Here is a 21544-nt window from a genome sequence, read left to right as displayed (position 1 = left end):
ACCTCCTACGGCTGGGTGTTTCGGGTATTTGTCGTCAAACGGTCACCAAACTACAGGCTGCGCAAAAAATGTTCAATCCTTATGCAGCGCAAATTGTGAACCTGGCCCCAGATCCAGGCCGTAGAGGTCGTCCCGCAGCTGCAGCTGGCCCTGGTCGTCCACCCAGGCGGTCCAGTACACCAGGGCTATGGGCAGGGGTTTGTCGAGGAAGATCTTCTGGCGCTCGCCGCTTTCCACCTGTTGCTGCCAGTCCGGGTGACCCATCAGCAACTGGTCGGCCAGGTTGTAGGCCATCTGTACCCGCACGCAGCCCGAGCTGTAAGCCCTTCTCGCCCTGTGGAAGAGCTCCGGCTGGTTGGTGTCGTGCAGGTAGACGGCATGGTTGTTGGGCAAGATGAACTTGATACGGCCGAGGGCGTTGTATACACCGGCGCGCTGGCGCAACCGCCAGGTCGGTGGCCAGGGGGACGGCAGCTGCTCCGGCATGGGGATCACCTGGGTCTGGCTGCCGTAGCCTTCCACTATGTCGATATGGTGGCGCAGCAGCTCTTCCACCCCCAGGCGCCTGACCTTGGGCAGGTAGTCCTTGCGAAAGATGCTGTAGGGCACGTTCCAGTAAGGGTTGAGCTCCACGGCCACCAGCTCGCTCTCGAACTGGGGCGTGGGCCTCGATGGCCTGCCCACCACTATCTTGGAGCTGAGCCGTACCTGGTCGCCGTCGAACCAGGTCAGGGTGAAGGCGGGGATATTGACCACCAGTTGCTCGGGGGCCGGGCTGAAGTCGGCCATCCGCGCCAGGGTGGCCTGGATCTGCTGGAGCCGCTGGGCAGGTTTGACGTTGAGGGCGGCGCGGGTGGCCTTGCCCACCACGCCGTCGGCATCCAGGCCGAGGCGCTGCTGGAAGCGCTTCACCGCCGCCACCAGGGCAGGGTCTAAGACATCGCTCCGGCCTTGTTCGGGGAGATCGCCGGTCAGCCACAGCATCTCCCGCAGCTCGGCCACGGCCGGGGCCTTGTCGCCCGGGCGCAACGTGTCGCTGTCGAGCTGCGGCCAGCGCCCCATCTGCGCCAGCATCTCCATCTGCTGGGCGGCCTGGGTCAGGGCCTGGCGCTGCTGGGCCAGCCAGTCGGCGTTGGCCGGCGAGCCCCACAGCAGCAACAACAGCAACATCCACCTCATGCCAAGGCACCTCCCTTACCTAGTATGGTTACTACGCCGGCGACAGTCACAGGGATTTGGGCTAGGCTGGTGCCAACTTCTATCTAGGCAGTACGGACATGGACAAGACCCAACCCCTGGAACGCCTCGGCTACAGCCCCCAGGACAGGCTGCGCCAGTTGGCCCAGCAACAGGGCCTGGAAGGATCCCTCTACAGCGAGGAGAAAGGCGACGCCCTGGACAGGGCCCGCCGCCGCGCCGCCATAGGGGTGACCCGCCGCCAGAAGAACCTGGAAGCCATCTTGAGGCGCGCCCTGTTGCAGTCCGATAACAGCACGGCGGTGGATGAGCTGGACGGCGACTGGTTCTATCACTTCAGCCGCCTCTCTGAGAACATCGGCAACAACCGCATGCAGGGCCTCTGGGCCAACATTCTGCTCAAGGAACTGGAACAGCCGGGCAGCTTTTCGCGCCGGGCCCTGGAGACCCTGGAAAAGCTGTCGGTGAAGGAAACCATGCTCTTCGCCAAGGCGGTGAACATGGCCATGCAGGTGGGCAGCGAATACCGGCTGGTGATAGGGCTCTACCGACGCCACACCCTGGGGGGCAGCCAGACCCGCCTGCTGCCCCTGGGCCAGTTCGGCCTGCCCTACTCGGCCCTGGCCAGCCTGATGGAGGTGGGCCTGCTGCAAAGCTCAGAGCTGGTCAGCGCCGACCTGCGCCAGCACCCTGTCCATTTCAGCATGGGCGGCCACAGAGGCCTTTTGGCCGGCACCCGGCGGCGGGTGCACCTCACCTATTACCGCTTCAGCGCCATCGGCGACGAACTGGCCCGGCTGGTGGCCACCGAGCCGGACAACAAATTCGAGACCGAACTCACTAAGCTGGCCGAAGGGGAGCTGAGCCTAAGCTGGCAATAAAGGTCCCCGGCGGCGGTGCGACTCACGCCTGCCACCCATCCAGCCGCTTCAGCGCCATCGGCGACGAACTGGCCCGGCTGGTGGCCACCGAGCCGGACAACAAATTCGAGACCGAACTCACTAAGCTGGCCGAAGGGGAGCTGAGCCTGAGCTGGCAATAAAGGTCCCCGGCGGCGGTGCGACTCACGCCTGCCACCCATCCAGCCGCTTCAGCGCCATCGGCGACGAACTGGCCCGGCTGGTGGCCACCGAGCCGGACAACAAATTCGAGACCGAACTGAAAAAGCTGGCCGAAGGGGAGCTGAGCCTGAGCTGGCAATAAGGCGTTCTTTACCAAAAAAAAGCCCGGCGCTCGGCCGGGCTTTTTGTTGCCGTCAGGGCAATGGCAGGGCCCCGGCGCTGGCGATAAAGGCCGGGTTGCGCAGCGCTTCCCTGTGGTAGCTCAAAGGCTCGCCATCCAGGGTCAGCACCTGGCCACCGGCCGCTTCCAGCACCGCCTGGCCCGCCGCCGTGTCCCACATCATGGTGGGGTTGAAGCGGGGATAAAGCTGGGCCTGGCCTTCGGCTATGGCGCAGAACTTGAGGCTGGAGCCGCGGTTGGCCAACTGGTGCTCGCCAAGCGCCGCCAGCCAGGGCACCAGCTCAGGGACAGGGTGGGAGCGGGAGGCCAGCACCACGGGCGGCGTCGCCTCGCGCACCGCTATGGCGCGGCGCTGCCCCGCCACTTCCACGTAAGCCCCCTTGCCTTGCTCGCCCACGTAGAGGTGATCCGTGGCCGGCACATAGACCAGCCCCAGCACGGGCCTGCCCTTGTCGATCAGGGCGACATTGACGGTGAACTCGTCCCGGCCGGCCAGGAATTCCTTGGTGCCGTCCAGGGGATCCACCAGCCAGTAGCGGCCCCAGTGCCGGCGCACCGCCCAGGGGGTATGGGCCCCTTCCTCGGAGAGCACAGGGTAGTCCCGCGCCTCCAGGGCCGCCATCAGGATCTGGTGGGCGGCGCGGTCGGCCAGGGTGACAGGAGAGCCGTCCGCCTTGTCTTCGCTTCTTACCTTTCCTTGGTAACTCAGGGCCTTAAGGCCTGCGGCCTTGACCGCCTCAATCAGTTGCTGCATCCAGTCCCACCTTGTCCACCAGCCAGATCAGTACCCTGGCCACCGCCTCGTCCGGCGACAGTTGCTGGGTGTTGATCACCAGATCGGGATTCTCTGGCACCTCGAAGGGGGAGTCCAGCCCTGTCATCCGCTTGATCTCGCCGCGACGGGCCTTGGCGTAGAGGCCCTTGGGATCCCGGGCCTCGCAGGTGGAGAGATCCGCGTCCACATGGATCTCGAAAAAGCGCTCCCCAAGACGGTCCCGCAGCAACTGGCGGTCCGCCTTGAAGGGGGAAACGAAGGCCGCCAGCACGATGAGGCCGGCGTCCAGCATCAGGGCCGCCACCTCGCCGACCCGGCGCAGGTTCTCGGTGCGATCGCCGTCGCTGAAACCGAGATCCTTGCAGAGGCCATGGCGGACATTGTCGCCGTCCAGCAAAAAGGCGTGCTTACCCAGCTCCGCCAGGGCCTGCTCGACGCCGTTGGCCAGGGTCGACTTACCGGCCCCGGACAGGCCGGTGAACCAGAGCACCAGCGGCTTCTGCTTGAGGGCCTTGGCGCGGCTTTGGGCATCCACGGCGTGGTGGTGCCAGGTCAGGTTGCTCGTCATCACCAGTCGCTCAGGTCCAGGGCCTGCCAATGGGGGTAGTGGCGGCGGATATAGGCGTTCAGCTCCTTCTCTACGGCGCTGACGGCCGGCCTGTTGGCAGCGCTCTCCTCGACCGCTTCCTCGGCCATGAAAGCCGCCACCGTCTGCTGGGTGTCAGGGTCCACCAGCAACAGGCTGCCGGTGTGGCGGCTGTTGCTGTAGTGGTCCAGGGCCTGGGCTTCCTCCAGCTGCAGCGTCACCTGGCCTATGGCGTTGGTGTCCAGGGCCGTCTCGCCACTGATGGAAAGGTCATCCACGTTGAGCTGGCCAGAAACCTCGGCCACAGTGCCCCAGGTCCAGCGGCTGGCCGCCTTGATTCTGTAGCGCTTGCCCAGCTGGTGGGCGGCATCGTCCAGCCACACCAGCCAGCCTTTCCACTGGCGGCTATTGGTCACGGGGCCATTGGTCAGCCAGTCGCCACGGCTGATGTCCAGCTCGCGGTCCAGCTGCACCGAGACGGCCTCACCGGCCTGGACCTTGTCCACGGCGGCGCCGCTCCTCCACAGCTGCTGGACCACGGCCTCCTTGCCGGACGGCCAGTGGTAGAGGTGCTCGCCCTGGGTGATGTTGCCGGCAAAGAGGGTACCGGCGAAGGCACGCAGATCCTGGTTGGGGCGGATCACCAGCTGCACCGGCAGCCGGGTGCCGACCGCTTCAGGGCGGCTCACTTCGGCCTCCTCCAAGGCGGCAAGCAGGGTCGGCCCCTGGTACCAGGGCATCTTGGCAGAATGCTGGGCCAGGTTGTCGCCCTTGAGGGCGGACACCGGCAGCAGCTGGATGTTGGCCCCCGGCATGCGCTGGGCCAGGGCCCGGTACTGGGTCTCGATATCCCTGAACACCGCCTCGTCATAACCCACGGCGTCCATCTTGTTCACCGCCACCACGAACTGGCGGATGCCGAGCAGGTGGCAGAGGAAGCTGTGGCGCCGGGTCTGGCGGATGATGCCCTTGCGGGCGTCCACCAGGATGATCGCCAGGTCGCAGTGGGAGGCCCCCGTCACCATGTTGCGGGTGTACTGCTCGTGGCCCGGGGTGTCGGCGATGATGAGGTGGCGGCGGCCCGCCTCGGCGAAGCGCCAGGCCACGTCTATGGTGATGCCCTGGCTGCGCTCGGCCTCCAGGCCGTCCAGCAGGTTGGCGAAGGGCAGCTCGCCGTTCTCATCGGGCTCGCCCAGGGCCTTGAGCTGATCGGCATAGAGTTGGCCCGTCTCGAACAGGAAGCGGCCGATCAGGGTGGACTTGCCGTCGTCCACCGAGCCGCAGGTGAGGAGTTTCAAAGTCTGCTGCATCAGAAGTACCCCTGGCGTTTCTTACGTTCCATGGCGGCGGCCTGGTCTTTGTCGATGAGGCGGCCGGAGCGCTCGCTGGCCCCCAGCTGGCCCAGCTCCTCCAGTACCTGCTCCAAGGTTTCGGCCTCGGATTCGATGGCGGCGGTCAGCGGGTAGCAGCCCAAAGTGCGGAAGCGCACCTTGCGCCTTTCGATCACCTCGCCGGGCTCGAGGCGGAAACGGGCGTCGTCCACCATGAACAACTGGCCGTCCCGCTTTACCACGGGCCGCTCGGCGGCGAAGTAGAGGGGCACCAGCTCTATGTCTTCGGCCTGGATGTAGGCCCAGATGTCCCGCTCCGTCCAGTTGGACAGGGGGAAGACCCTCATGCTTTCGTCCTTGGCCAGGGCGCTGTTGACGTGGCTCCACAGCTCGGGCCGCTGACGGCGCGGCTCCCAGCGCTGGAAGGCGTCGCGGTGGGAGAAGACCCGCTCCTTGGCACGGGAGGCCTCCTCGTCGCGGCGGGCCCCGCCGAAGGCGGCGTCGTACTTGCCGCGGGCCAGCTCCCCTTTCAGGGCCTCGGTCTTCATCACGTCTGTGTAGCGGCTGCCGTGCTCGAAGGGATTGAGCCTGTCCGGGTGCTGCACCACTTTCAGATCCAGGCCGAATTTCTGGGCCTGCTTGTCGCGGAACTCGTACATGGCCTGGAACTTCCAGCCGGTGTCGATGTGCAGCACTGGGAAAGGCACTGGCCCCGGCAGGAAGGCCTTGCGGATCAGGTGCAGCAGCACGCTCGAGTCCTTGCCGATGGAATAGAGCATCAGCGGCCTTTCAAACTCGGCGGCCGTCTCCCTGATGATGTGCAGGGACTCGGCTTCCAGGGCCTGGAGATGGGGGCTGAGGGTCATGATGCCTCCTGATACAAGGTCACTGTGTCTCCGACGATCAGCAGTGCAGGTGACTGTACCTGTGCTGTCGCTATGGTGTCACTCAAGCCCTGGAGATCGGTGCGAAAGCGCCGCTCCTGTGGCCTGGTGCCGTTCTCCACCACCAACACAGGGGTGCGGGGGGAGAGGCCGCCCGCCACCAGCTCGGCGGCGATATGGCTGCTCTGGGTCAGGCCCATGTAGACGGCCAGGGTGCTCTGCGCCCTGGCCAGGGCGCGCCAGTCCGGCTCATCGCCGCCCGGCTGGCAGTGGCCCGTGACCAGGGTCATCTGGTTGGCAAGGCCCCTGTGGGTCAGCGGCACCTGGCTGCTGGCCGAACAGGCCGCCGCCGCCGTGATGCCGGGCACCACTTCGGCGCCGATGCCGGCGGCGCGGGCGGCCAGCACTTCCTCGCCGCCGCGGCCGAACACGAAGGGGTCACCGCCCTTGAGGCGCACTACCCGCTGGCCGGCCAGGGCCTCGCGGACCAGGATCGCCTCTATCTCGGATTGGGGCACCGAATGGCAGCCCTTCTCCTTGCCCACCGGTATAAAGCGGGCGTCGCGCCGGGCCAAATCCAGCACCGCCTCGGACACCAGCCGGTCATAGACCACCACGTCGGCGGCCTGCAGGGCCTGCAAGGCCTTGAGGGTCAGGAGATCCGGGTCCCCCGGGCCTGCCCCCACCAGCTTCAGCCAACCGGGCTGGACGGCGCCCTGTTCCAGCTGGACCAAGGCCTTGGCTTCGGCCTTGCCGGCGTCGTTGGCGGCGAGATCCTGGCTGACATCGCTGTCCAGCAAGGCCTCATAGAAGCGGCGGCGCTCGTCGAAGGAAACGAAGCGCTGGGCCACCTTGTCGCGCAGCCGGCCCAGCAAGGCCGCCAGGGCGCCCGTCCACTGGGGCGTTTGCGCCTCCAGCTGTTCACGGATGCGCCTGGCCAGCACCGGGGCCTGGCCGTCGGAGGAGATGGCGATGGTCACGGGCTTGCGGTCCACTACGGCCGGCACTATGGCCGAGCAGAGCTCGCGCTGGTCCACCACGTTGACCCAGAGGCGCCGCTCGTTGGCGGCCTGGGCCACAGTGGCGTTCAGTTCGCCGTCGTCGGTGGCCGCTATGGCCAGCCAGACATCGTCCAGCTGGGCCGGATCGAAGGCCTCGGCGAGGTGGGCGGCGCCGCTGGCCGCCAGCTCGGGGCAGAGTTCGAGGGCAACCACCCGCACCTCGGCGCCGGCCTTGTGCAGGGCCTGGACCTTTCGCCAGGCCACCTGGCCACCGCCCACCACCAGTACGGCCTTGCCGTGCAGATCTAAAAACAACGGAAAATCGTGCATGGCGTTCACCCGTGCAGGCCGCATTCGCGCTTGAGGCCGCCGAAGCGGGTGTCTTCCTCCAGCATGCCTTCGGACAGCGGCACTGTGGAGTGCCAGTCCCCCACCGACACATAGCCCTGTTCCCAGAGCGGGTGGTAGGGCAAGCCGTTGGCCGTCAGGTACTGGTGCACGTCGCGGTTGCTCCAGTCGATGAGCGGATAGACCTTGGTGCGGCCGTCCTGTACCTCCAGCACGGCGCGCTCGGCGCGACTGCCGGACTGCTGGCGCCGCAGGCCGGCGAACCAGTTTTGCACCTGCAGTTCATCCAGGGCCCGCTGCATGGGCTCGACCTTGTTGTCCTGGTTGTAAGCCTCGATGCCGGCGAGATCCTGCTCCCAGCGCTTGCCGAAACGGACCTCCTGCCAGGCGGCGGAGGTCCTGGGGCCGTAGACCTTGAGGTTGAGGCCGAGCCGCTCTGTGAGCCGGTCCACGAAGCCGTAGGTCTCTGGAAAGTGGTAGCCGGTGTCGATGAAGATCACCGGTATCCCCGGCGCCTCTGTGCTGACCAGGTGCAGCATGACGGCGCTCTGGATGCCGAAGCTGGAGCTCAGGGCGAAGTGGCCGTCGAGGTTGTCCAGCGCCCAGCGCACCCGGCCCCTGGCGTCCAGGGACTCGAGCAGCGCCTGGTCGTCAGGCGTGAAAATCGACTTGGGCATCTCTCACCTCTTTGACTATGCCGCCGCGGACCACGAAGTCGCCGAAGCGCTCCGCCTCCAGGCCCTCTGCCTTGTAACGGGCCAGCACCGGTTTGAGTTCGGCCAGGATCTCGGCCTCGGTCTGGTTCTCGCGGTACAGCTTGTTGACCCTCAGGCCGCGGCCATCGGCGCCCAGGTACAGGTTGTAGCGGCCGGGGGCCTTGCCCACCAGGCCTATTTCGGCCAGGAAGGGCCTGGCGCAGCCGTTGGGGCAGCCGGTGATGCGGGTGACGATGTCCTGGTCCCCCAGCCCCACTTCGTCCAGCAGTGTCTGCACCTTGGCCACGAAGTCCTCAAGGTAACGCTCGGCCTCGGCCATGGCCAGGCCGCAGGTGGGCAGGGCCACACAGGCCATGGCGTTTTCACGCAGGCGGCTGGTGGGCACCTTGAGGCCATATTCGGCCACCAGGGCGTCAATCTGGGCTTTTTGCGCCTGGGGGACGCCGGCGATGATGAGGTTCTGGTTGGCGGTCATGCGGAAATCGCCCTGGTGCACCTGGGCTATGGCCCTCAGCCCTTCCAGCCAGCGCTGCTCGCCCTTGTCGATGAGACGGCCTTCGGGCACGAAGAGGGTCAGGTGTTCCTTGCCGTCTATGCCCTGCACCCAGCCGAACCTGTCACCCTGCTGGGTGAAGACAACAGGCACCTCCGGCAGGAAGGTGACGCCGCTGCGCTTTTCCACCTCGGCCCTGAAGGCATCGACGCCCAGGCGGTCCAAGGTGTACTTGAGGCGGGCGTTCTTGCGGTCGTCACGGTTGCCGAAATCGCGCTGGGTGGTGAGCACGGCTTCGGCCACTACGTTCATCTGCTCCGGGCTGATGAAGCCCAGGGCGCTGGCGGCACGGGGGTAAGTGGCGGTGTCGCCATGGGTGGTGCCCATGCCGCCGCCCACCAGCACGTTGTAGCCGCGCAGCTTGCCGTTCTCGGCGATGGCCACGAAGCCCAGATCGTTGGCATAGACGTCCACGTCGTTGTGGGGCGGTATGGCCACGGCCGTCTTGAACTTGCGGGGCAGGTAGGTATCGCCGTAGATGGGCTCTTCCGAATGGGCCACCTTCTCCTCGTCCAGCCAGATCTCATGGTAGGCGCGGGTGCCCGGCAGCAGGTGCTCGGACAGCAAAACAGTCTGGCGGTAGACCTCGGCGTGCAGGCTGGAGTCCACGGGGTTGGTGTTGCAGAGCACGTTGCGGTTGACGTCGCCGCAGGCGGCGATGGAGTCCAGCAAGGCGCTGTGCAGCCCCTGGATCAAGGGCTTGAGGCCTTCCTTCAAAATGCCGTGGTACTGGAAGGTCTGGCGGGTGGTCAGGCGCACGCTGCCGCCACTGAGCTCCCGGCCGAGGCGGTCGATGACAAGCCACTGCTGTGGGGTGACCACGCCGCCCGGCACCCTTGCACGCAGCATGAAGCTGTAGAGGGGCTCGAGCTTGCGCTTGGCCCGCTCGGCGCGGACGTCGCGGTCGTCCTGCTGGTAGAAGCCGTGGAACTTGGACAGCTGGGTGTCGTTAGCGCGCAGGGCGCCGGTGTGGCCGTCACCCAGGCTCTCGGCCAGGGTGCCACGCAGGTGCTGGCTGTCTTTCTTGATACGTTCGTTGGGAGAGGCCATCAGTAAACATCCCTCAGGTAGCGGCCCTGGGCGCGCAGTTCATTCAAATAGGTTTCGCCATCGGTCTTGCCGTGGGTCTCGATGAGTTCGGCCAGGGCCTTGTGCACGTCCTTGGCCATGGGGTCGGCGCTGCCGCACACGTAGAGGTGGGCTCCCTGCTCCAGCCATTGCCAGAGCTCGCTTCCCTCTTCCTTGAGGCGCTGCTGGACATAGATCTTCTCGGCCTGGTCGCGGCTGAAGGCCAGGCTCAGGCGGCTCAGCTGCCCCTCTGCCAGCCAGCGCTGCCACTCGGTCTGGTAGAGGAAGTCCTTGCGCAGGTAGCGGCTGCCGAAGAAGAGCCAGTTACGGCCTGTGGCCTCAGCCGCTTCCCGCTCCTGCAGGAAGGCGCGGAAGGGGGCCACGCCGGTGCCGGGCCCTATCATGATCACGTCTTTATCGGCGGCCGGCAGGCGGAATCGGTTGTTGGCCTGCACATAGACCCGCACCACATCGCCAGGCTGCAGGCGGGAGACGAAACCGGAGGCGGCGCCGAAGCGGCTCTGGCCATCGGCGTCGAAGGCCACCAGGGCCACGGTCAGGTGCACTTCCTCACCCACTTCGCGCTGGGCGGAGGCGATGGAATAGAGGCGCGGCACCAGGGGCTTCAAGGCGTCGATGAGTTGCTGGGCGCTCAGGGACTCGCTGCGGGTGCGGATACGCTCCGGCAGCTGGCCCTGCCCTTCGCTGAGCCCCAGGGCCTTGACGGTCTGGGGATGCAGCTCGGTCAGCTCCTTGAGCTTGAGGGCGTCGAAGAGGCGCAGCTGTTTGCCGTCCAGGCTGACCGGCTCGTCGGCGCCGAGCTGGGTGGCGGCCAGCACCGCTTCCACCAGGGCCTCGCTCTGCTCGGGCCAGATACCCAAGGCGTCGCCGGGCTGGTATTGCAGGCCGGGAGCGTCCAGCTCCAGGTGGAAGACCTCGTGGCCGGCGTCCAGGGTCAGGGGATGCACGGCCAACACCTCGGCCAGCAGCGGATTGGACCTCGTCGGCTGGGCGGCGGCCTGCACGGCAGGGGCGGCGGTCACGGCAGCAGCCTGGGCGGGAGCCGCCAGCAGCTTGCTGAGCAGGGCTTCCTGGAAGGCCTGGGCAGAAGCGGCGAACTCCACATCGGCGTCGATGCGAGCGAAGAGGCGCTGGCCACCGGCGGCGGCCAGACGCTCGTCGAAGTCCTTGCCGGTCTGGCAGAACAGCGGGTAGGAGCTGTCCCCCAGGGCCAGCACGGCGAAGCGCGCCTGGCTCAGGTCCGGAGCCCGCTTGGAGCCCAGCAGTTGGTGCAGCTCATGGGCGTCGTCCGGCGCCTCGCCGTCGCCGTGGGTGGACACCACCAGGGCCATGTCCTGGGCACCGGCCAGTTTCTTGGCCTTGAAGCCGGCCATGGAAGCCAGGGTCACCTCGATGCCGGCCGCTTCTGCGGCGGCGGCCAGGGCCTGGGCTATGCCTTCGGCGTTGCCGGTCTGGGAGCCGTAGAGCACCAGCAGCGGGCGGCGGGAGGCGGCCGGGGCTGCGACTTGGGCCACTTGGCCGGCGGGGGCCTTGGCGTCGGCCAGGCCGGCCAGGTAGCCGCTCAGCCAGCGCAGATCGTCGCTGCCGAGCTGGGTCAATTGTTCCCTGAGCGCCTGGCTCAGCAAGGTCAGTGTTTGGGTCATGGGCACACAATGCTGGACTATGATGATGGCCGCATAGTAGGCGGCTGGACGTCCAAACCGAAAGATTAAAATTGGCTTTTGTATGCCATTACGGAATAAGCGGTTCGTTGTGATGTGTGAAAGCGGCGCAGTAGAATGCCTGCCTCTGCCATCTTCGAGGAGCGTGCCATGAATGCCGCCCGTTATGCCGAACTGTCCGGCCTGAGCCTGGGTGCCGCCGGCCTGGCCGCCGCCGAGGCGACCGCCGCCGCCCTGGACATCTTGGCGCCCCTGGCCCCGGCCGAGCCCCTGGGCCATTACCGCTACCAGATTCCCGAGCTGGGGGAAGGCGGTGCCTGCTCCCTGTTCGGCCAACTGGCCGAGGAACCTTACGACCTGCGCCCCATCCTCGGCGGCCAGACTGACGCCAATGACGCCCTGCTGGCCCGCCTCAACGCCGCCGTCGAGGCCATCACCGGCCAGACCCAGGTCGACTGGCTGGGTCTCTACCCCGCCAAGGTCAATCCGGCCGGTGAAAAGGTGCTGGTCAAGTTCGCCTACCGCGGCGCCCCTTCCCGCCCTGAATTTCCCCTGACGCCCGAGTTCGCCGCCATCTCCAACAACGCCACCGTCGGCCTGAGTGGCAAGGGCCGCCTGATCCAGGACGTGGCCGCCTACCTGAAAGAAGGTGGCGAGTACTACACCTGCGATCCCAAGGTGCAGGCCGAGCTCTGCATCCCCCTCTATGACGAGGCGGGTAACACCATCGGCATCCTGGACGCCGAGGCCTTCAGCCCCCACTACTTCGACGACGAGAAGCTCGGCGTCTTCGTGGGCCTGGCGCTGTGGACGGCAACCCAGGTTGGCTGAGGCACAACCCCAAAACAAAAAACCGGCCAGTTGGCCGGTTTTTTCATGCCTGAAAAGGCTTAGAAGTGCATGGTGACGTTGGCGAAGGCGCCATCCAGCTTGACGTCGGCGTCGAAGTCGCCGATGTCCTTGAGTTTCAGTTCAAGGGCGCGGTAGCCCAGCTGCACGCCCACATCCACTGGGCCTGTGATGTCGAAGTCATAGCCGACGAAGGCGCTGAAGTCGGTCAGGCGGTTGCCGCTGTAGGTGATGCCGTTGCCCTGGGCGCCGGCGTAGAAGCCGGTCATGGGCAGGTCGATACGGGCGTTGACGTAGACCAGGGGCACCCATTGGTCCACCTTCTCTTCACCGCTGCCCACCAGGTCGTTGGACAGCCTGGCGTGGCCGTTCATGCGACGGGCGGTCAGGCCCAGGTCCAGGTCGCCGCCTGTGTCCCAGAGCTCGTAGTAGAAGGTGGCGTCGGTCATCTTGATCTGCAGATCGCTGCCGATCTGGGTGCCGGCGGGATAGGTGTTGCCGTCGAAATCGACGTTCTGGGTCAGCTGGCCGTTGCCGCTCTCGGAAATGTTGCTGTAGGCCAGGCGCAGGTTGGGCAGCACCGGCACTGGGTGTTCGATGTTGACGTACCACTGGGTGAGGTCGGCGCTCTTGAGGCCAAGCTCATCCTTGACGCTGACCTGCTCGGACAGCAGGTTGCCGGAGAAGTTGTTCTGCCACTGGCCGATGCCGGCGTAGATGCCGACGTTGTCGGCGAAGGCGGGCACGGAAAGGCTGCCCAGCAGGGCCGTTGCAAGCAGTATTTTTTTCATTGTTGTCTCTCTCCTCGGAAACTGAGTTCCCTGAGGGTAGCCTCTGGCCAGGATGGCGGGCAAGACATGTCATGATGATTCCTTGATTCCCGGCCGCGGCCGCCGCTTTTTTGGCCGGGAGTCAGGCAAAGAAAAGGCCGCCCAAGGCGACCTCGCTTTTAGCCGTTGTCCAGCAGCTGTTCCAGGTCCACCACGGCGGCGTTGGCCCTGGAGATGTAGTTGGCCATCACCAGGGAATGGTTGGCCAGCAGGCCGAAGCCGGAACCGTTGAGGATAATAGGGCTCCACACCGTCTGCTGGGTGGATTCCAGCTCACGGATGATCTGGCGCAGGCTCACCTCGGCATGCTTGTTCTCGAGGATGGGCGCGAAATCCACCTCGGCGGCCTTGAGGATATGTAGCAGGCCCCAGCTGTAACCGCGGGCCTCGTAAAAGACGTCGTCCAGCTGCCACCAGGAAGTCCGCACCCTGTCGGCGCCCTTGGGGTCGCTGCCTTCCGGCACGTCCAGGCTTTCCTGGCCCACGGAGGCGGCCAGGCGCTGGCTGTAGCTACCCAGGCGTTTTTCCACCAGGCGCAGCAGTTCCTTGAGGTTGTCGGCGCGGGCGTAGAACTCGGCCTTGTCGGGGCCCTGCTTGCCGAGGCGGGCGCGGTAGGCCACCAGGTGGTTGATGCCGTTCTGGTAGGCGCTTTCGGCCCTCGGCATGACCCAGGAGCGGCGGTCCACGTTGAACAGCGGCTGGGCTTCCTTGAGATCCTTGTCCTCGCTGGACTGGGACTGGGAGCGGGACAGCTCGTTACGCATCACCAGGGTGGTGTCGCGCAGCAACTCCAAGTTGCCAAATTCCCAGGCCGGCATGTTGTCCAGGAAGACGTAAGGGGGCAGGACGTCGTTGGAGATGAAGCCACCGGGCTTGTCCAGCAAGGTCTGGGCTATGGTGATGACGGTGGTGGTAAGGGTGCTGCCGGTCTGGTCGGGCAGGTTATCCTTGGCCAGGGCCTGGCTGGTCACCGCCTTGACGTCGAAACGGTCAGGCTCCATGGACCAGTAAACCCCCAGCAGGTAACCCACCAACAGCAGGCCGACGATACTCCAGGTGACGATTCTTCCTCTCGCCATAACGACTCCTTATTGAGGTGCACGGGGCTCGGCCAGGATCTGCTGGCTCTGCCCGTCCGAATAATACAGGGTGAGGGTCAGGGGCTGACCTTCACTCAGGCCGTGGGTGAGGCCCATCAGCATCAGGTGCAGGGCGCCGGGTTCCAGGCTGACCACCTCGCCAGGGGCCAGGGTCAGGCTGTCCATGGGCACCATGTGCAGCTTGTCACCGTCGTTGCGGTAACCGTGCAGCATCACCTTGCCGGCATCCGTGCTTTCCACTTTCTGGATGGTAACCGCTTTGCTGCCCTGGTTGCGCAGTTTCATGTAGGCCGCGGTCGTGGCCACGCCGGGAGGCATCAGCCGTACCCAGGGGTTTTCCACTTCCAGCTCGCCAGCCCAGAGGGCCGTAGAGGCTGTCACCGAGGCCGTCGCCAAGGCCAGCCACAGCAGCGTCGAGATTGCGTATTTCACCCACCCCTCCTTGCTTTACTGGTTGTACCAGTCTAACGTACCGAAGCCATTACAAGATACAGGAAATCCAGATGACTGAATTCGTCACTACTGCGCTGGAAGACGGCGTCCTGGTGGTCAAACTGGCCAGGGCCGACAAGAAAAACGCCCTGACCCAGGCCATGTACAGTGCCCTGACCGACGCCCTAAGCCAAGCCGAGTCCGACCTGGCTGTCAAAGCCGTGCTGCTGCAGGGTAACGATCAGGTGTTCTGCGCCGGCAACGATCTGGAAGATTTCCTGAGCCTCAAGGATCTGGGGCAGGACAGCCCCATACTGCGTTTCCTGACCACCCTGGTGCGCTTCAAGAAACCGCTGCTGGCCGCCGTCGCAGGCCCTGCCGTCGGCATAGGCACCACAGTGCTGCTGCACTGCGATCTGGTCGTGGCCCAGCAGGGCGCCCGCTTCCAGCTGCCCTTCGTGGCCCTGGGGCTCTGCGCCGAAGCCGGCTCCAGTGTGCTGCTGGCCCAGCGTGTCGGCCAGGCCAAGGCCAACGAGTGGCTGCTGACCGGCAAGGCCTACAGCAGCGAAGAGGCCCTGGCCCAGGGCCTTATCAACCAGGTAGTGGAAAAGGACGTCTGCGCTACCGGCCTTGCCATGGCCAAGCAGCTGGCCCAGCTGCCCAGCGACGCCCTGGTCACCACCAAGGCGTTGATCCGCGCCCCTTTCCAGGCCGAGGCGGAAAAGGCCATCTTCGACGAGGCCCGTGAATTCGTGCGCCTGCTGCAAGGGGATGAGTGCAAGGGCGCCATCCGCGCCTTCTTCAGCCGGCGCTAGGCCTGCCCGGCCGCACCAGCAGCCAAAGCACCAGGATCGGGAGCCAGACCGGCACGGACACGAAGGCCAGTCCAAGGAAGAGGCTCCCGCCTATCAATGCCAGCAGGACCAGGACGCCCAGCAGGGTACCCCCTACCGTCAACAGCGCCACCGCCAGCACCAGGCCTACTACGACCAAGGCGCCCAGATGGGAATTCGAATGCCAGGCCCAGTCGTCACCGCTCAGCATCACCACCTGGTGGTGCCAATGGCCGGTGAAGGCGAAGAGGCACCAGGCGATGACCAGCAGCACCAGGCCGGCTGTCAGGATTTTCTTTGCCATTCGCCCTCCAGGTAGGGTTTGACCGGCAGCAGCCAGACGGCAACGCCGTAGATGACGACCGTGGTCAGAGGGGAGATCAGCAGCGCCACCAGGGCGGCCAGCCTGACCCAGGCCTTGTCCAGGCCAATTACAGGTGCCAGGCCGGCACAGACGCCGAACAGCAATTTCTGGGTAGTATCCCTATACCAGCGCTCACGCATGGTCGCCTCCTATCAGGGTGATAACGGCGCCGCCCAGGACTACCACCAAGGGCGGCAACAACCAGTACAGCAGCAGTACGCTCATGCTCAACATCAGTGCTGGTCCTTGTCCTGCGTGGCAGGGGCATCGACCTTGGCAGGGGCCTGAGGCGCGTCTTCAGCGACATCCATGCTGAAGCTCATGTTGGCCATGGCGGCATCCAGTTTCTTGGACAGCTCATCGCTCAACTTGGCCTGGATGGTATCCAGGGCCTTGGCACTTTGCTCCACCACCATGTTGGTGACGGTATTGGTCAGATCTTCTTGGGCGGCAACAGGTGTAGACAACGTAACAACACCGGCCAGAACAACGATACTCAGGGTTTTCATGGCCAACTCCTTGTTGGGGTCATCGAATACACCTGGGTTATTACAAGGCCCGTGCCAACCCGACAGATATTTTTATCTCATTGATTTTTAATGATTTAAACAAAAAGACCACCCTGAAGGTGGCCTGATATGGGGACAGGGGTGAGCAAATGCGCCACCCCTTGTGGCGAATTTCACCACTCCTCTTCGACGCGCTCGGTCAGGGCCAGGGCGGCTTCCACCACCTCCAAGCCGGCACCGGGCTTATGGGCATTCTCCGACAGGTAACGGCGCCAACGGCGGCCGCCGGTCTGGCCGTTGAAGAGCCCCAGCATGTGGCGGCTGATATGGCCAAGGCGGGCGCCGGCGGCCAGCTCCCGCTCTATATAGGGGAAGAGGGATTCCACAACCTGGCGGCGGCTGGGGGCCTGGTGGCTGGCGTCGTAGAGGGCGGCGTCCACTTCGGCCAGCAGGTAAGGGTTTTGGTAGGCCTCGCGCCCCACCATCACGGAGTCGATGTGCGCCAGGTGGCCCTTCATCTCGTCCAAGGTCTTGATGCCGCCGTTGATACCTATGTGCAGCGCCGGGAAGTCCTGCTTGAGCTGGTAGACACGGGGGTAGTCCAGGGGCGGGATCTCACGGTTTTCCTTGGGGCTCAGGCCGTTGAGCCAGGCCTTGCGGGCGTGGATCACGAAGGTGTCGCAGCCAGCGGCGCTGACCTTTTCCACGAAATCCACCAGGAAGCCGTAGCTGTCCTGGTCGTCGATACCGATGCGGGTCTTGACCGTCACCGGTATGGAGACCACATCCTTCATGGCCTTGACGCAATCCGCCACCAGGGCCGGCTCGGCCATCAGGCAGGCGCCGAAGCGGCCGTTCTGCACCCGGTCCGAGGGGCAGCCGACGTTGATGTTCACCTCGTCGTAGCCCCGTTCCTCGGCCAGTTTCGCGCAGTGGGCCAGATCGGCCGGGTTGGCGCCCCCCAGCTGCAGCGCCACCGGGTGCTCCTCCTCGCTGAAGGCCAGGTAGTCACCCTTGCCGTGGATGATGGCGCCCGTGGTCACCATCTCGGTATAGAGCAGGGCATGGCGGCTCAGCTGCCGGGCAAAGACCCGGTAGTGGCGGTCAGTCCAATCGAGCATGGGGGCAACGGAGAAGGTACGGTCCAGCATGGGGCGCTCTTACATCTAGGGGGCGCAAAGTTTACTCAATGGCCGCCCCAGCGGCAAACCTTAGGCTTGTAGTCGGCAATGGCGCTACGGCACCGTCACCCTCCTGTTTCGGCATATAACAACGGAGCTTATCGAAGCTGCCCGTTTTTGGAGCCCCTGTAAGTGGAGCGCCTCCGGGAGCCTGAGCTGGCGCGGCAAATTTGCCTGGAGCAAATTTGAATATCGGAGTGTGCGAAGATCACCCGTTAGGGCGAGGGCCATGGATGGCCCGAGTCGACAGGGATGTCGGCGACCGGTTAGGTAGCGAGCGGAGGACGCGTCGGGGCGAAGCTTGCGCATCAAAGCACTGCTTTGATGCTGCTGGGCGCGAGCACAGGATGTGCGAGCCGGTCACAACCACCAGGGAGGGTTCCAAAGGCCCTCGTCTACCTATTGCACGGAACGACCAGAGGTAAGGACATCGCGTAACGTCGGGGCGATTCTTTTGGTTACTTTTGCCGACAAAATCGTCTGGAACGGTTTTGAACATCGGAGCATAGCGACGATGACCCGGAGGGCGAGGACCAGGAAAGGTCCAAGTAAAAAAAAGTAACCCGGCTGCCGGGACGGGACCCGGCAAGTGAAAAGCTTGCCCTGGATTTAAGAGCCTTCCGACGCCCTAACGGGCACCGGGTCACTTTCTCTCTACGCAAGAGAAAGTAACCAAAGAGTGCACCCCCTGGACGCCGCCCCTGCGGGGTTCCCGCTCGTCCAACTGCTTACCGAGAACCGGTTCGTACGCGTGTCCAGACACGTACTCACCTGTCTCGGCATCCCTGCCTCGACTTCTCTCACGCAGTTTCCCTCCCGGCGGCTTTAAGGGGGCAACAGAGCAGCTCTGCTCCGACTCCAGCTTCCCAACTGATAATCCGCAACTTTCAAGAGCCCAGAGAAAAGCTGATCACACAGGATCCAATCGAAGCTGCCCGTTTTGGGAGCCCCTTTAAGTGGAGCGCCTTACCGCCGGGAGCCTGAGCTGGCGCGAGACAGGGATGTCGAGCGAGCGGAGGACGCGTCGGGAACCGTACGCAGCGGTCAGCGGCAAGCGACCAGAGGTAAGGACATCGCGAAACGTCGGGGCGGTGCTTTTGGTTACTTTGTGCGAAAACAAAGTAACCCGGCTGCCGGGCCGGGACCCGGCGAATAAAGTAGCCTGAAAGAAAATCAGGAAATAAAAACACCGCTTCAGCCACAAGATACTGCAACCTCCAGCTTTCCCAAGCAGTGCTGTATGCATAGCTGCCCGCGGTGATCAGCCCGGACCTGCCGACCAAGGTGGAGGTGTTCAAGATGGAGATAGACGAGGCAAAAAGGACGCTGCCCGCGTGGTACACAGCATCACCGACGGCAGCTACACCAACCAGGTGGAACTGGAAGTAAACGTTTAGGAGTTTACACGGCAGTGTTGCCTTTACACTATGTTATAAGACACACTGGCGTTGCAGCGGGGCTTTACTTAGGTATAAGCTCCGCGCACTTTTTCAGGGGGGGCATAATGCAACTCAATCCAGAAGCAGAAGCAGGAAAAGTCCTGGCAAACGTGTGGCAAAACCGGGGGTTTCCGGTCGATCCTGTCACCATTGCCAAAGCTTTGGGCCTTCAGGTGCTCGACACCGAATTGCCAGAGATGATATCTGGGGCCCTGATCAAGGAAGCGGGGAAAGATCCGATAATCGCGCTGCATCACGCTGACCACCCCAACCGCAAGCGTTTCTCGTGCGCTCATGAGCTGGGCCACTACGTTTCTAGAGTCGAGTCTATGGACCCAGACCAGGAATATGAGTATGTGGATCTGCGCGGGCCTTCTGCGTCTATGGGAACTGACCCTGAAGAACGCTTTGCAAATGCTTTTGCAGCCAGTCTGCTGATGCCTCAATTTGCTGTCATGGATTTGGTTGAAAGTGACATGCCAATTTTCCAGATTTCGAGATTTTTTGGCGTATCTAATGAAGCGTTGAAGAATAGGTTGAGAAGCTTGGGCCTGGCTTAATGGAAGATAGAACCACTTTATTTAAGGGAAACGCTACCAAGCTTTTAGATGAAGAGCTAAAGAAGATTAAAGCTAATCTTCAAGACAAAAGCTTAACGTCACCAACTCATCCCATGCTAAATCAGCAAGTGCTAGATGCTGAAGCAGACCGTAAATTAAAGAAGAGCTACGCCAACTGGTTCATCGGCATTTTGATTTGCCAGTTAATCATGATGAATATCACTTTTTTCTGCGTTGGATTGGGAAAGCTAAAATTTTCAGAGTGGTCACTCAACCTCTATATGGGCGGAACGCTCGCGGAGGTATTCGGCGTTATCCTGGTTATCACCAAGAACCTTTTCCCGAAGAAATCGGGGTGACAAAGCTCAGCGCATTAAAAATTCCATCCGGGCCTTTTTTATATCCAGCAATAGGTAAAAGCTTCTTGTACTCGGGATAATTGTCCAGCATGAAGCCCAAGACTGGCGGAACACTTCACAGCCCCAAAGCAGCGAGGAGCCAGTCCCAAGCACCAGACAACATCCCGTAAACCAGAGCAGCGATTGCCAACAAACCAACCACCAGTCCAATCAAGGACACACCGGGATTTTTAACACCACAGTGCGGACACTTATCGGCGCTGGTAGAGACCTAATTGCCACACTCTTTGCAAGTGGTCAGGGCCATTTTTTAGCCTCCTTGTTTTGTCGTTACGTCTAAGCCGAAAGGGTCTCAGCGGTGTAGTGGAACTCATCATCATGCTCGGGGATCTCGCCGGTCTCCAGCATGGCACGGAACTGGCTTTCGCTTAGGATCAGCACCCCGGCCAGCCGAGATTTCTCCAGCTTGACCGGCCCGGCATTGACACCGCAGCACAGGAAACTGAGCTGGCCAGAAACGCCCGTCCGCAACGCCAAGCCATTGCCTTCTGCCAGGTCTGAGAGTTCTGCTTTGATATCCTTCTTAAAGCCGGTGAAGCAGATGGTGGGGCTTCGCTCTTCCCAGGGAACACCAGTGGCTTTCGGTGCTGCTGCGTCTTCCGGGAGTATGAAGTGGGTGGGAATATTGGCCTCGGCATCGGCCAAGGTGTCGAAGTATTGGATCACCCTGTCCTTGCGGAAAGTGCGAATGCCGCCACCGCTGGCTAGAAAGCCTTGGTAGTGGGCTTCCGTCTCGGAGAAGTTGCCAAGCTCGTAGGCACCGATATGCCCGCGGGCATTGCAGTAGGTAAAAGCCTTTTTCACTTTGCCGCCTCCTTGCTTTGCTGTCCTTACCGCATCCTGCGTCTGAACTTCCGGTGTTCCACCATGATGGTGATGGGGACACCTCAGAACTGATAATGGTGTACCTGTCGCTGAATGGCACCAGTTCGGATACTACAGCGCCGCCGGCGACATCTACCAAACTATAGGGAAAACAGACGAGGGCCAAGTCGATATTCGTCAACTTTCATAGCACGCCAAAAACATATCCAAGGCGCCATCCACCACCTTGTCGGCTTCGGCCGGGCTTAAAACCCCCTGGCCCAAGGTCAGCTGCGGCCAGAAGGCGAAGGCCTTGATCATGCCCATCAGCTGTTGGGCGGCGAATTCCGGCTCTACTTCCTTGAGGCGGCCGTCGGCTTTGGCGGCGGCCAGCCATTGACCCAGGCCCTGCTCCTTTTCCCCCAGGCGCGCCACCATGTCCCTGGCCCTTTGCGGCGAGTGGATGGTTTCGGCCAGCAGCACCCTGGCCAGGCTCAGGAAATTGGGGTCGGCCAGCATGGTCATCTTGGCCGCCAGCAGCGCCTTGAGCTGGGGGCGCAGCGGCTGGTCCCGGCGGTAGCCCCGCTCCTCACTGGGCTGGCAGCTTTGCCAGAGCTGGTCGAGGATCTCGGCGAACAGCAGATCCTTACCGGCAAAGTGGTTGTATAAGGTACGTTTGGAGACCCCGGCCCTGGCCGCGACGGCGTCCATGCTGGTGGCATCGAAGCCGTTCTCGCGGAATTCGTCGATGGCGGCCTGGATGATGGCATGGCGTTTGAGGTCGGTGAGGCGGGTCTTGGTCATGGGGGCTCCGGGCTAGATAAGTAAATTTTACACTCAC

At 63.5% G+C, this 21544-nt stretch carries 24 protein-coding genes; 5 read left to right on the top strand and 19 right to left on the bottom strand.

The genetic code is table 11. From position 1 onward, the window contains the following. Positions 1-72: 72 nt before the first annotated feature. Positions 73-1179: a L,D-transpeptidase family protein gene (locus PVT67_RS03245; protein ID WP_301497768.1), complete on the bottom strand. Its 1107-nt coding sequence runs from the start codon at positions 1177-1179 to the stop codon at positions 73-75. Positions 1180-1277: 98 nt separating this feature from the next. Between PVT67_RS03245 and PVT67_RS03240 the strand changes: the two genes are divergently transcribed. Next, positions 1278-2078 carry a TIGR03899 family protein gene (locus PVT67_RS03240; RefSeq protein ID WP_301497766.1) on the top strand — a complete coding sequence of 267 codons (801 nt, stop codon included), beginning with the start codon at positions 1278-1280 and terminating at the stop codon, positions 2076-2078. Between the two features lie 22 nt (positions 2079-2100). Here the strand turns inward: PVT67_RS03240 and PVT67_RS03235 are convergent, their stop codons facing one another. Genes PVT67_RS03235 through PVT67_RS03195 form a run of 9 tightly spaced genes read right to left on the bottom strand, consistent with a single transcriptional unit; the run spans position 2101 to position 11365 of the window. After that, positions 2101-2415 carry a hypothetical protein gene (locus tag PVT67_RS03235; protein ID WP_301497764.1) on the bottom strand — a complete coding sequence of 105 codons (315 nt, stop codon included), beginning with the start codon at positions 2413-2415 and terminating at the stop codon, positions 2101-2103. 37 nt (positions 2416-2452) lie between these two features. Further along, positions 2453-3193: a 3'(2'),5'-bisphosphate nucleotidase CysQ gene (gene cysQ, locus PVT67_RS03230; RefSeq protein ID WP_301497762.1), complete on the bottom strand. Its 741-nt coding sequence runs from the start codon at positions 3191-3193 to the stop codon at positions 2453-2455. Beyond that, positions 3177-3782 carry an adenylyl-sulfate kinase gene (gene cysC / locus PVT67_RS03225; RefSeq protein ID WP_301497760.1) on the bottom strand — a complete coding sequence of 202 codons (606 nt, stop codon included), beginning with the start codon at positions 3780-3782 and terminating at the stop codon, positions 3177-3179. Before cysC ends, cysQ begins: the two co-directional genes overlap by 17 nt. Continuing rightward, positions 3782-5110, bottom strand: coding sequence for a sulfate adenylyltransferase subunit 1 (locus PVT67_RS03220; RefSeq protein ID WP_301497757.1), 1329 nt, complete (start codon positions 5108-5110; stop codon positions 3782-3784). Before PVT67_RS03220 ends, cysC begins: the two co-directional genes overlap by 1 nt. Next, positions 5110-5997 (bottom strand): sulfate adenylyltransferase subunit CysD, encoded by an 888-nt coding sequence (cysD, locus tag PVT67_RS03215; protein WP_301497755.1) that lies wholly within the window; start codon positions 5995-5997, stop codon positions 5110-5112. Before cysD ends, PVT67_RS03220 begins: the two co-directional genes overlap by 1 nt. Next, entirely contained in the window at positions 5994-7346 is a 1353-nt protein-coding gene (gene cysG, locus PVT67_RS03210) for a siroheme synthase CysG (protein WP_301497753.1), read from the bottom strand. Before cysG ends, cysD begins: the two co-directional genes overlap by 4 nt. 5 nt (positions 7347-7351) lie before the next feature. Then, complete coding sequence (locus PVT67_RS03205; RefSeq protein WP_301497751.1) at positions 7352-8041, bottom strand: phosphoadenylyl-sulfate reductase; 690 nt, start codon at positions 8039-8041, stop codon at positions 7352-7354. Then, the gene (cysI, locus tag PVT67_RS03200) at positions 8016-9683 is read right to left on the bottom strand and encodes an assimilatory sulfite reductase (NADPH) hemoprotein subunit (RefSeq protein WP_301497748.1); all 1668 of its coding nucleotides are present in this window, start codon (positions 9681-9683) and stop codon (positions 8016-8018) included. Before cysI ends, PVT67_RS03205 begins: the two co-directional genes overlap by 26 nt. Further along, positions 9683-11365 (bottom strand): diflavin oxidoreductase, encoded by a 1683-nt coding sequence (locus PVT67_RS03195; protein ID WP_301497746.1) that lies wholly within the window; start codon positions 11363-11365, stop codon positions 9683-9685. The genes cysI and PVT67_RS03195 overlap by 1 nt, the downstream gene beginning before the upstream one ends. A 168-nt stretch (positions 11366-11533) precedes the next feature. Here PVT67_RS03195 and PVT67_RS03190 point away from each other — a divergent pair, with 168 nt between their 5' ends. Further along, positions 11534-12214, top strand: a complete 681-nt coding sequence (locus PVT67_RS03190; RefSeq protein WP_301497744.1) for a GAF domain-containing protein — start codon at positions 11534-11536, stop codon at positions 12212-12214. A gap of 59 nt (positions 12215-12273) precedes the next feature. Here PVT67_RS03190 and PVT67_RS03185 read toward each other — a convergent pair whose 3' ends face one another. The 3 genes from PVT67_RS03185 to PVT67_RS03175 form a co-directional block, all read right to left on the bottom strand. Beyond that, positions 12274-13023: a TIGR04219 family outer membrane beta-barrel protein gene (locus PVT67_RS03185; RefSeq protein WP_301497742.1), complete on the bottom strand. Its 750-nt coding sequence runs from the start codon at positions 13021-13023 to the stop codon at positions 12274-12276. 158 nt (positions 13024-13181) lie between these two features. Next, a complete protein-coding gene (locus PVT67_RS03180; RefSeq protein ID WP_301497740.1) occupies positions 13182-14141 on the bottom strand; it encodes a DUF2333 family protein in 960 nt (319 codons plus the stop codon). 9 nt (positions 14142-14150) lie between these two features. Next, positions 14151-14594, bottom strand: coding sequence for a copper chaperone PCu(A)C (locus tag PVT67_RS03175; protein WP_301497738.1), 444 nt, complete (start codon positions 14592-14594; stop codon positions 14151-14153). 71 nt (positions 14595-14665) lie between these two features. On the opposite strand from PVT67_RS03175, the gene PVT67_RS03170 reads away from it, so the two are divergent. Then, on the top strand, positions 14666-15409 hold the full coding sequence (locus PVT67_RS03170) for an enoyl-CoA hydratase-related protein (protein ID WP_301497735.1): 744 nt from the start codon (positions 14666-14668) through the stop codon (positions 15407-15409). Here the strand turns inward: PVT67_RS03170 and PVT67_RS03165 are convergent. The 4 genes from PVT67_RS03165 to dusA all read right to left on the bottom strand — a co-directional run bounded on the left by PVT67_RS03165 (position 15396) and on the right by dusA (position 17451). Continuing rightward, entirely contained in the window at positions 15396-15731 is a 336-nt protein-coding gene (locus tag PVT67_RS03165) for a hypothetical protein (RefSeq protein WP_301497733.1), read from the bottom strand. The genes PVT67_RS03170 and PVT67_RS03165 overlap by 14 nt on opposite strands. Then, entirely contained in the window at positions 15713-15931 is a 219-nt protein-coding gene (locus PVT67_RS03160) for a PspC domain-containing protein (RefSeq protein WP_301497730.1), read from the bottom strand. The genes PVT67_RS03165 and PVT67_RS03160 overlap by 19 nt, the downstream gene beginning before the upstream one ends. 93 nt (positions 15932-16024) lie before the next feature. After that, complete coding sequence (locus tag PVT67_RS03155; protein ID WP_301497728.1) at positions 16025-16300, bottom strand: hypothetical protein; 276 nt, start codon at positions 16298-16300, stop codon at positions 16025-16027. A gap of 173 nt (positions 16301-16473) precedes the next feature. After that, positions 16474-17451, bottom strand: a complete 978-nt coding sequence (dusA, locus tag PVT67_RS03150) for a tRNA dihydrouridine(20/20a) synthase DusA (RefSeq protein ID WP_301497726.1) — start codon at positions 17449-17451, stop codon at positions 16474-16476. Positions 17452-18985: 1534 nt separating this feature from the next. Between dusA and PVT67_RS03145 the strand changes: the two genes are divergently transcribed. Together PVT67_RS03145 and PVT67_RS03140 are read left to right on the top strand one after the other, a co-directional pair. Next, a complete protein-coding gene (locus tag PVT67_RS03145; RefSeq protein ID WP_301497724.1) occupies positions 18986-19480 on the top strand; it encodes an ImmA/IrrE family metallo-endopeptidase in 495 nt (164 codons plus the stop codon). Beyond that, complete coding sequence (locus PVT67_RS03140) at positions 19480-19839, top strand: hypothetical protein (RefSeq protein ID WP_301497722.1); 360 nt, start codon at positions 19480-19482, stop codon at positions 19837-19839. Before PVT67_RS03145 ends, PVT67_RS03140 begins: the two co-directional genes overlap by 1 nt. Positions 19840-20175: 336 nt before the next feature. Here PVT67_RS03140 and PVT67_RS03135 read toward each other — a convergent pair whose 3' ends face one another. Both PVT67_RS03135 and PVT67_RS03130 read right to left on the bottom strand, forming a co-directional pair. After that, entirely contained in the window at positions 20176-20703 is a 528-nt protein-coding gene (locus tag PVT67_RS03135; protein ID WP_301497720.1) for a hypothetical protein, read from the bottom strand. A gap of 198 nt (positions 20704-20901) precedes the next feature. Next, the gene (locus tag PVT67_RS03130) at positions 20902-21507 is read right to left on the bottom strand and encodes a TetR/AcrR family transcriptional regulator (RefSeq protein WP_301497718.1); all 606 of its coding nucleotides are present in this window, start codon (positions 21505-21507) and stop codon (positions 20902-20904) included. Between the last annotated feature and the right edge of the window lie 37 nt (positions 21508-21544).

The sequence above is a fragment of the Gallaecimonas kandeliae genome, assembly GCF_030450055.1.
In the GTDB taxonomy this organism is placed as follows: Bacteria; Pseudomonadota; Gammaproteobacteria; order Enterobacterales; family Gallaecimonadaceae; genus Gallaecimonas; species Gallaecimonas kandeliae.
The sequence above is the reverse complement of the archived record's forward strand: the minus strand, read 5'-3'. Positions and strand labels throughout refer to the sequence as shown.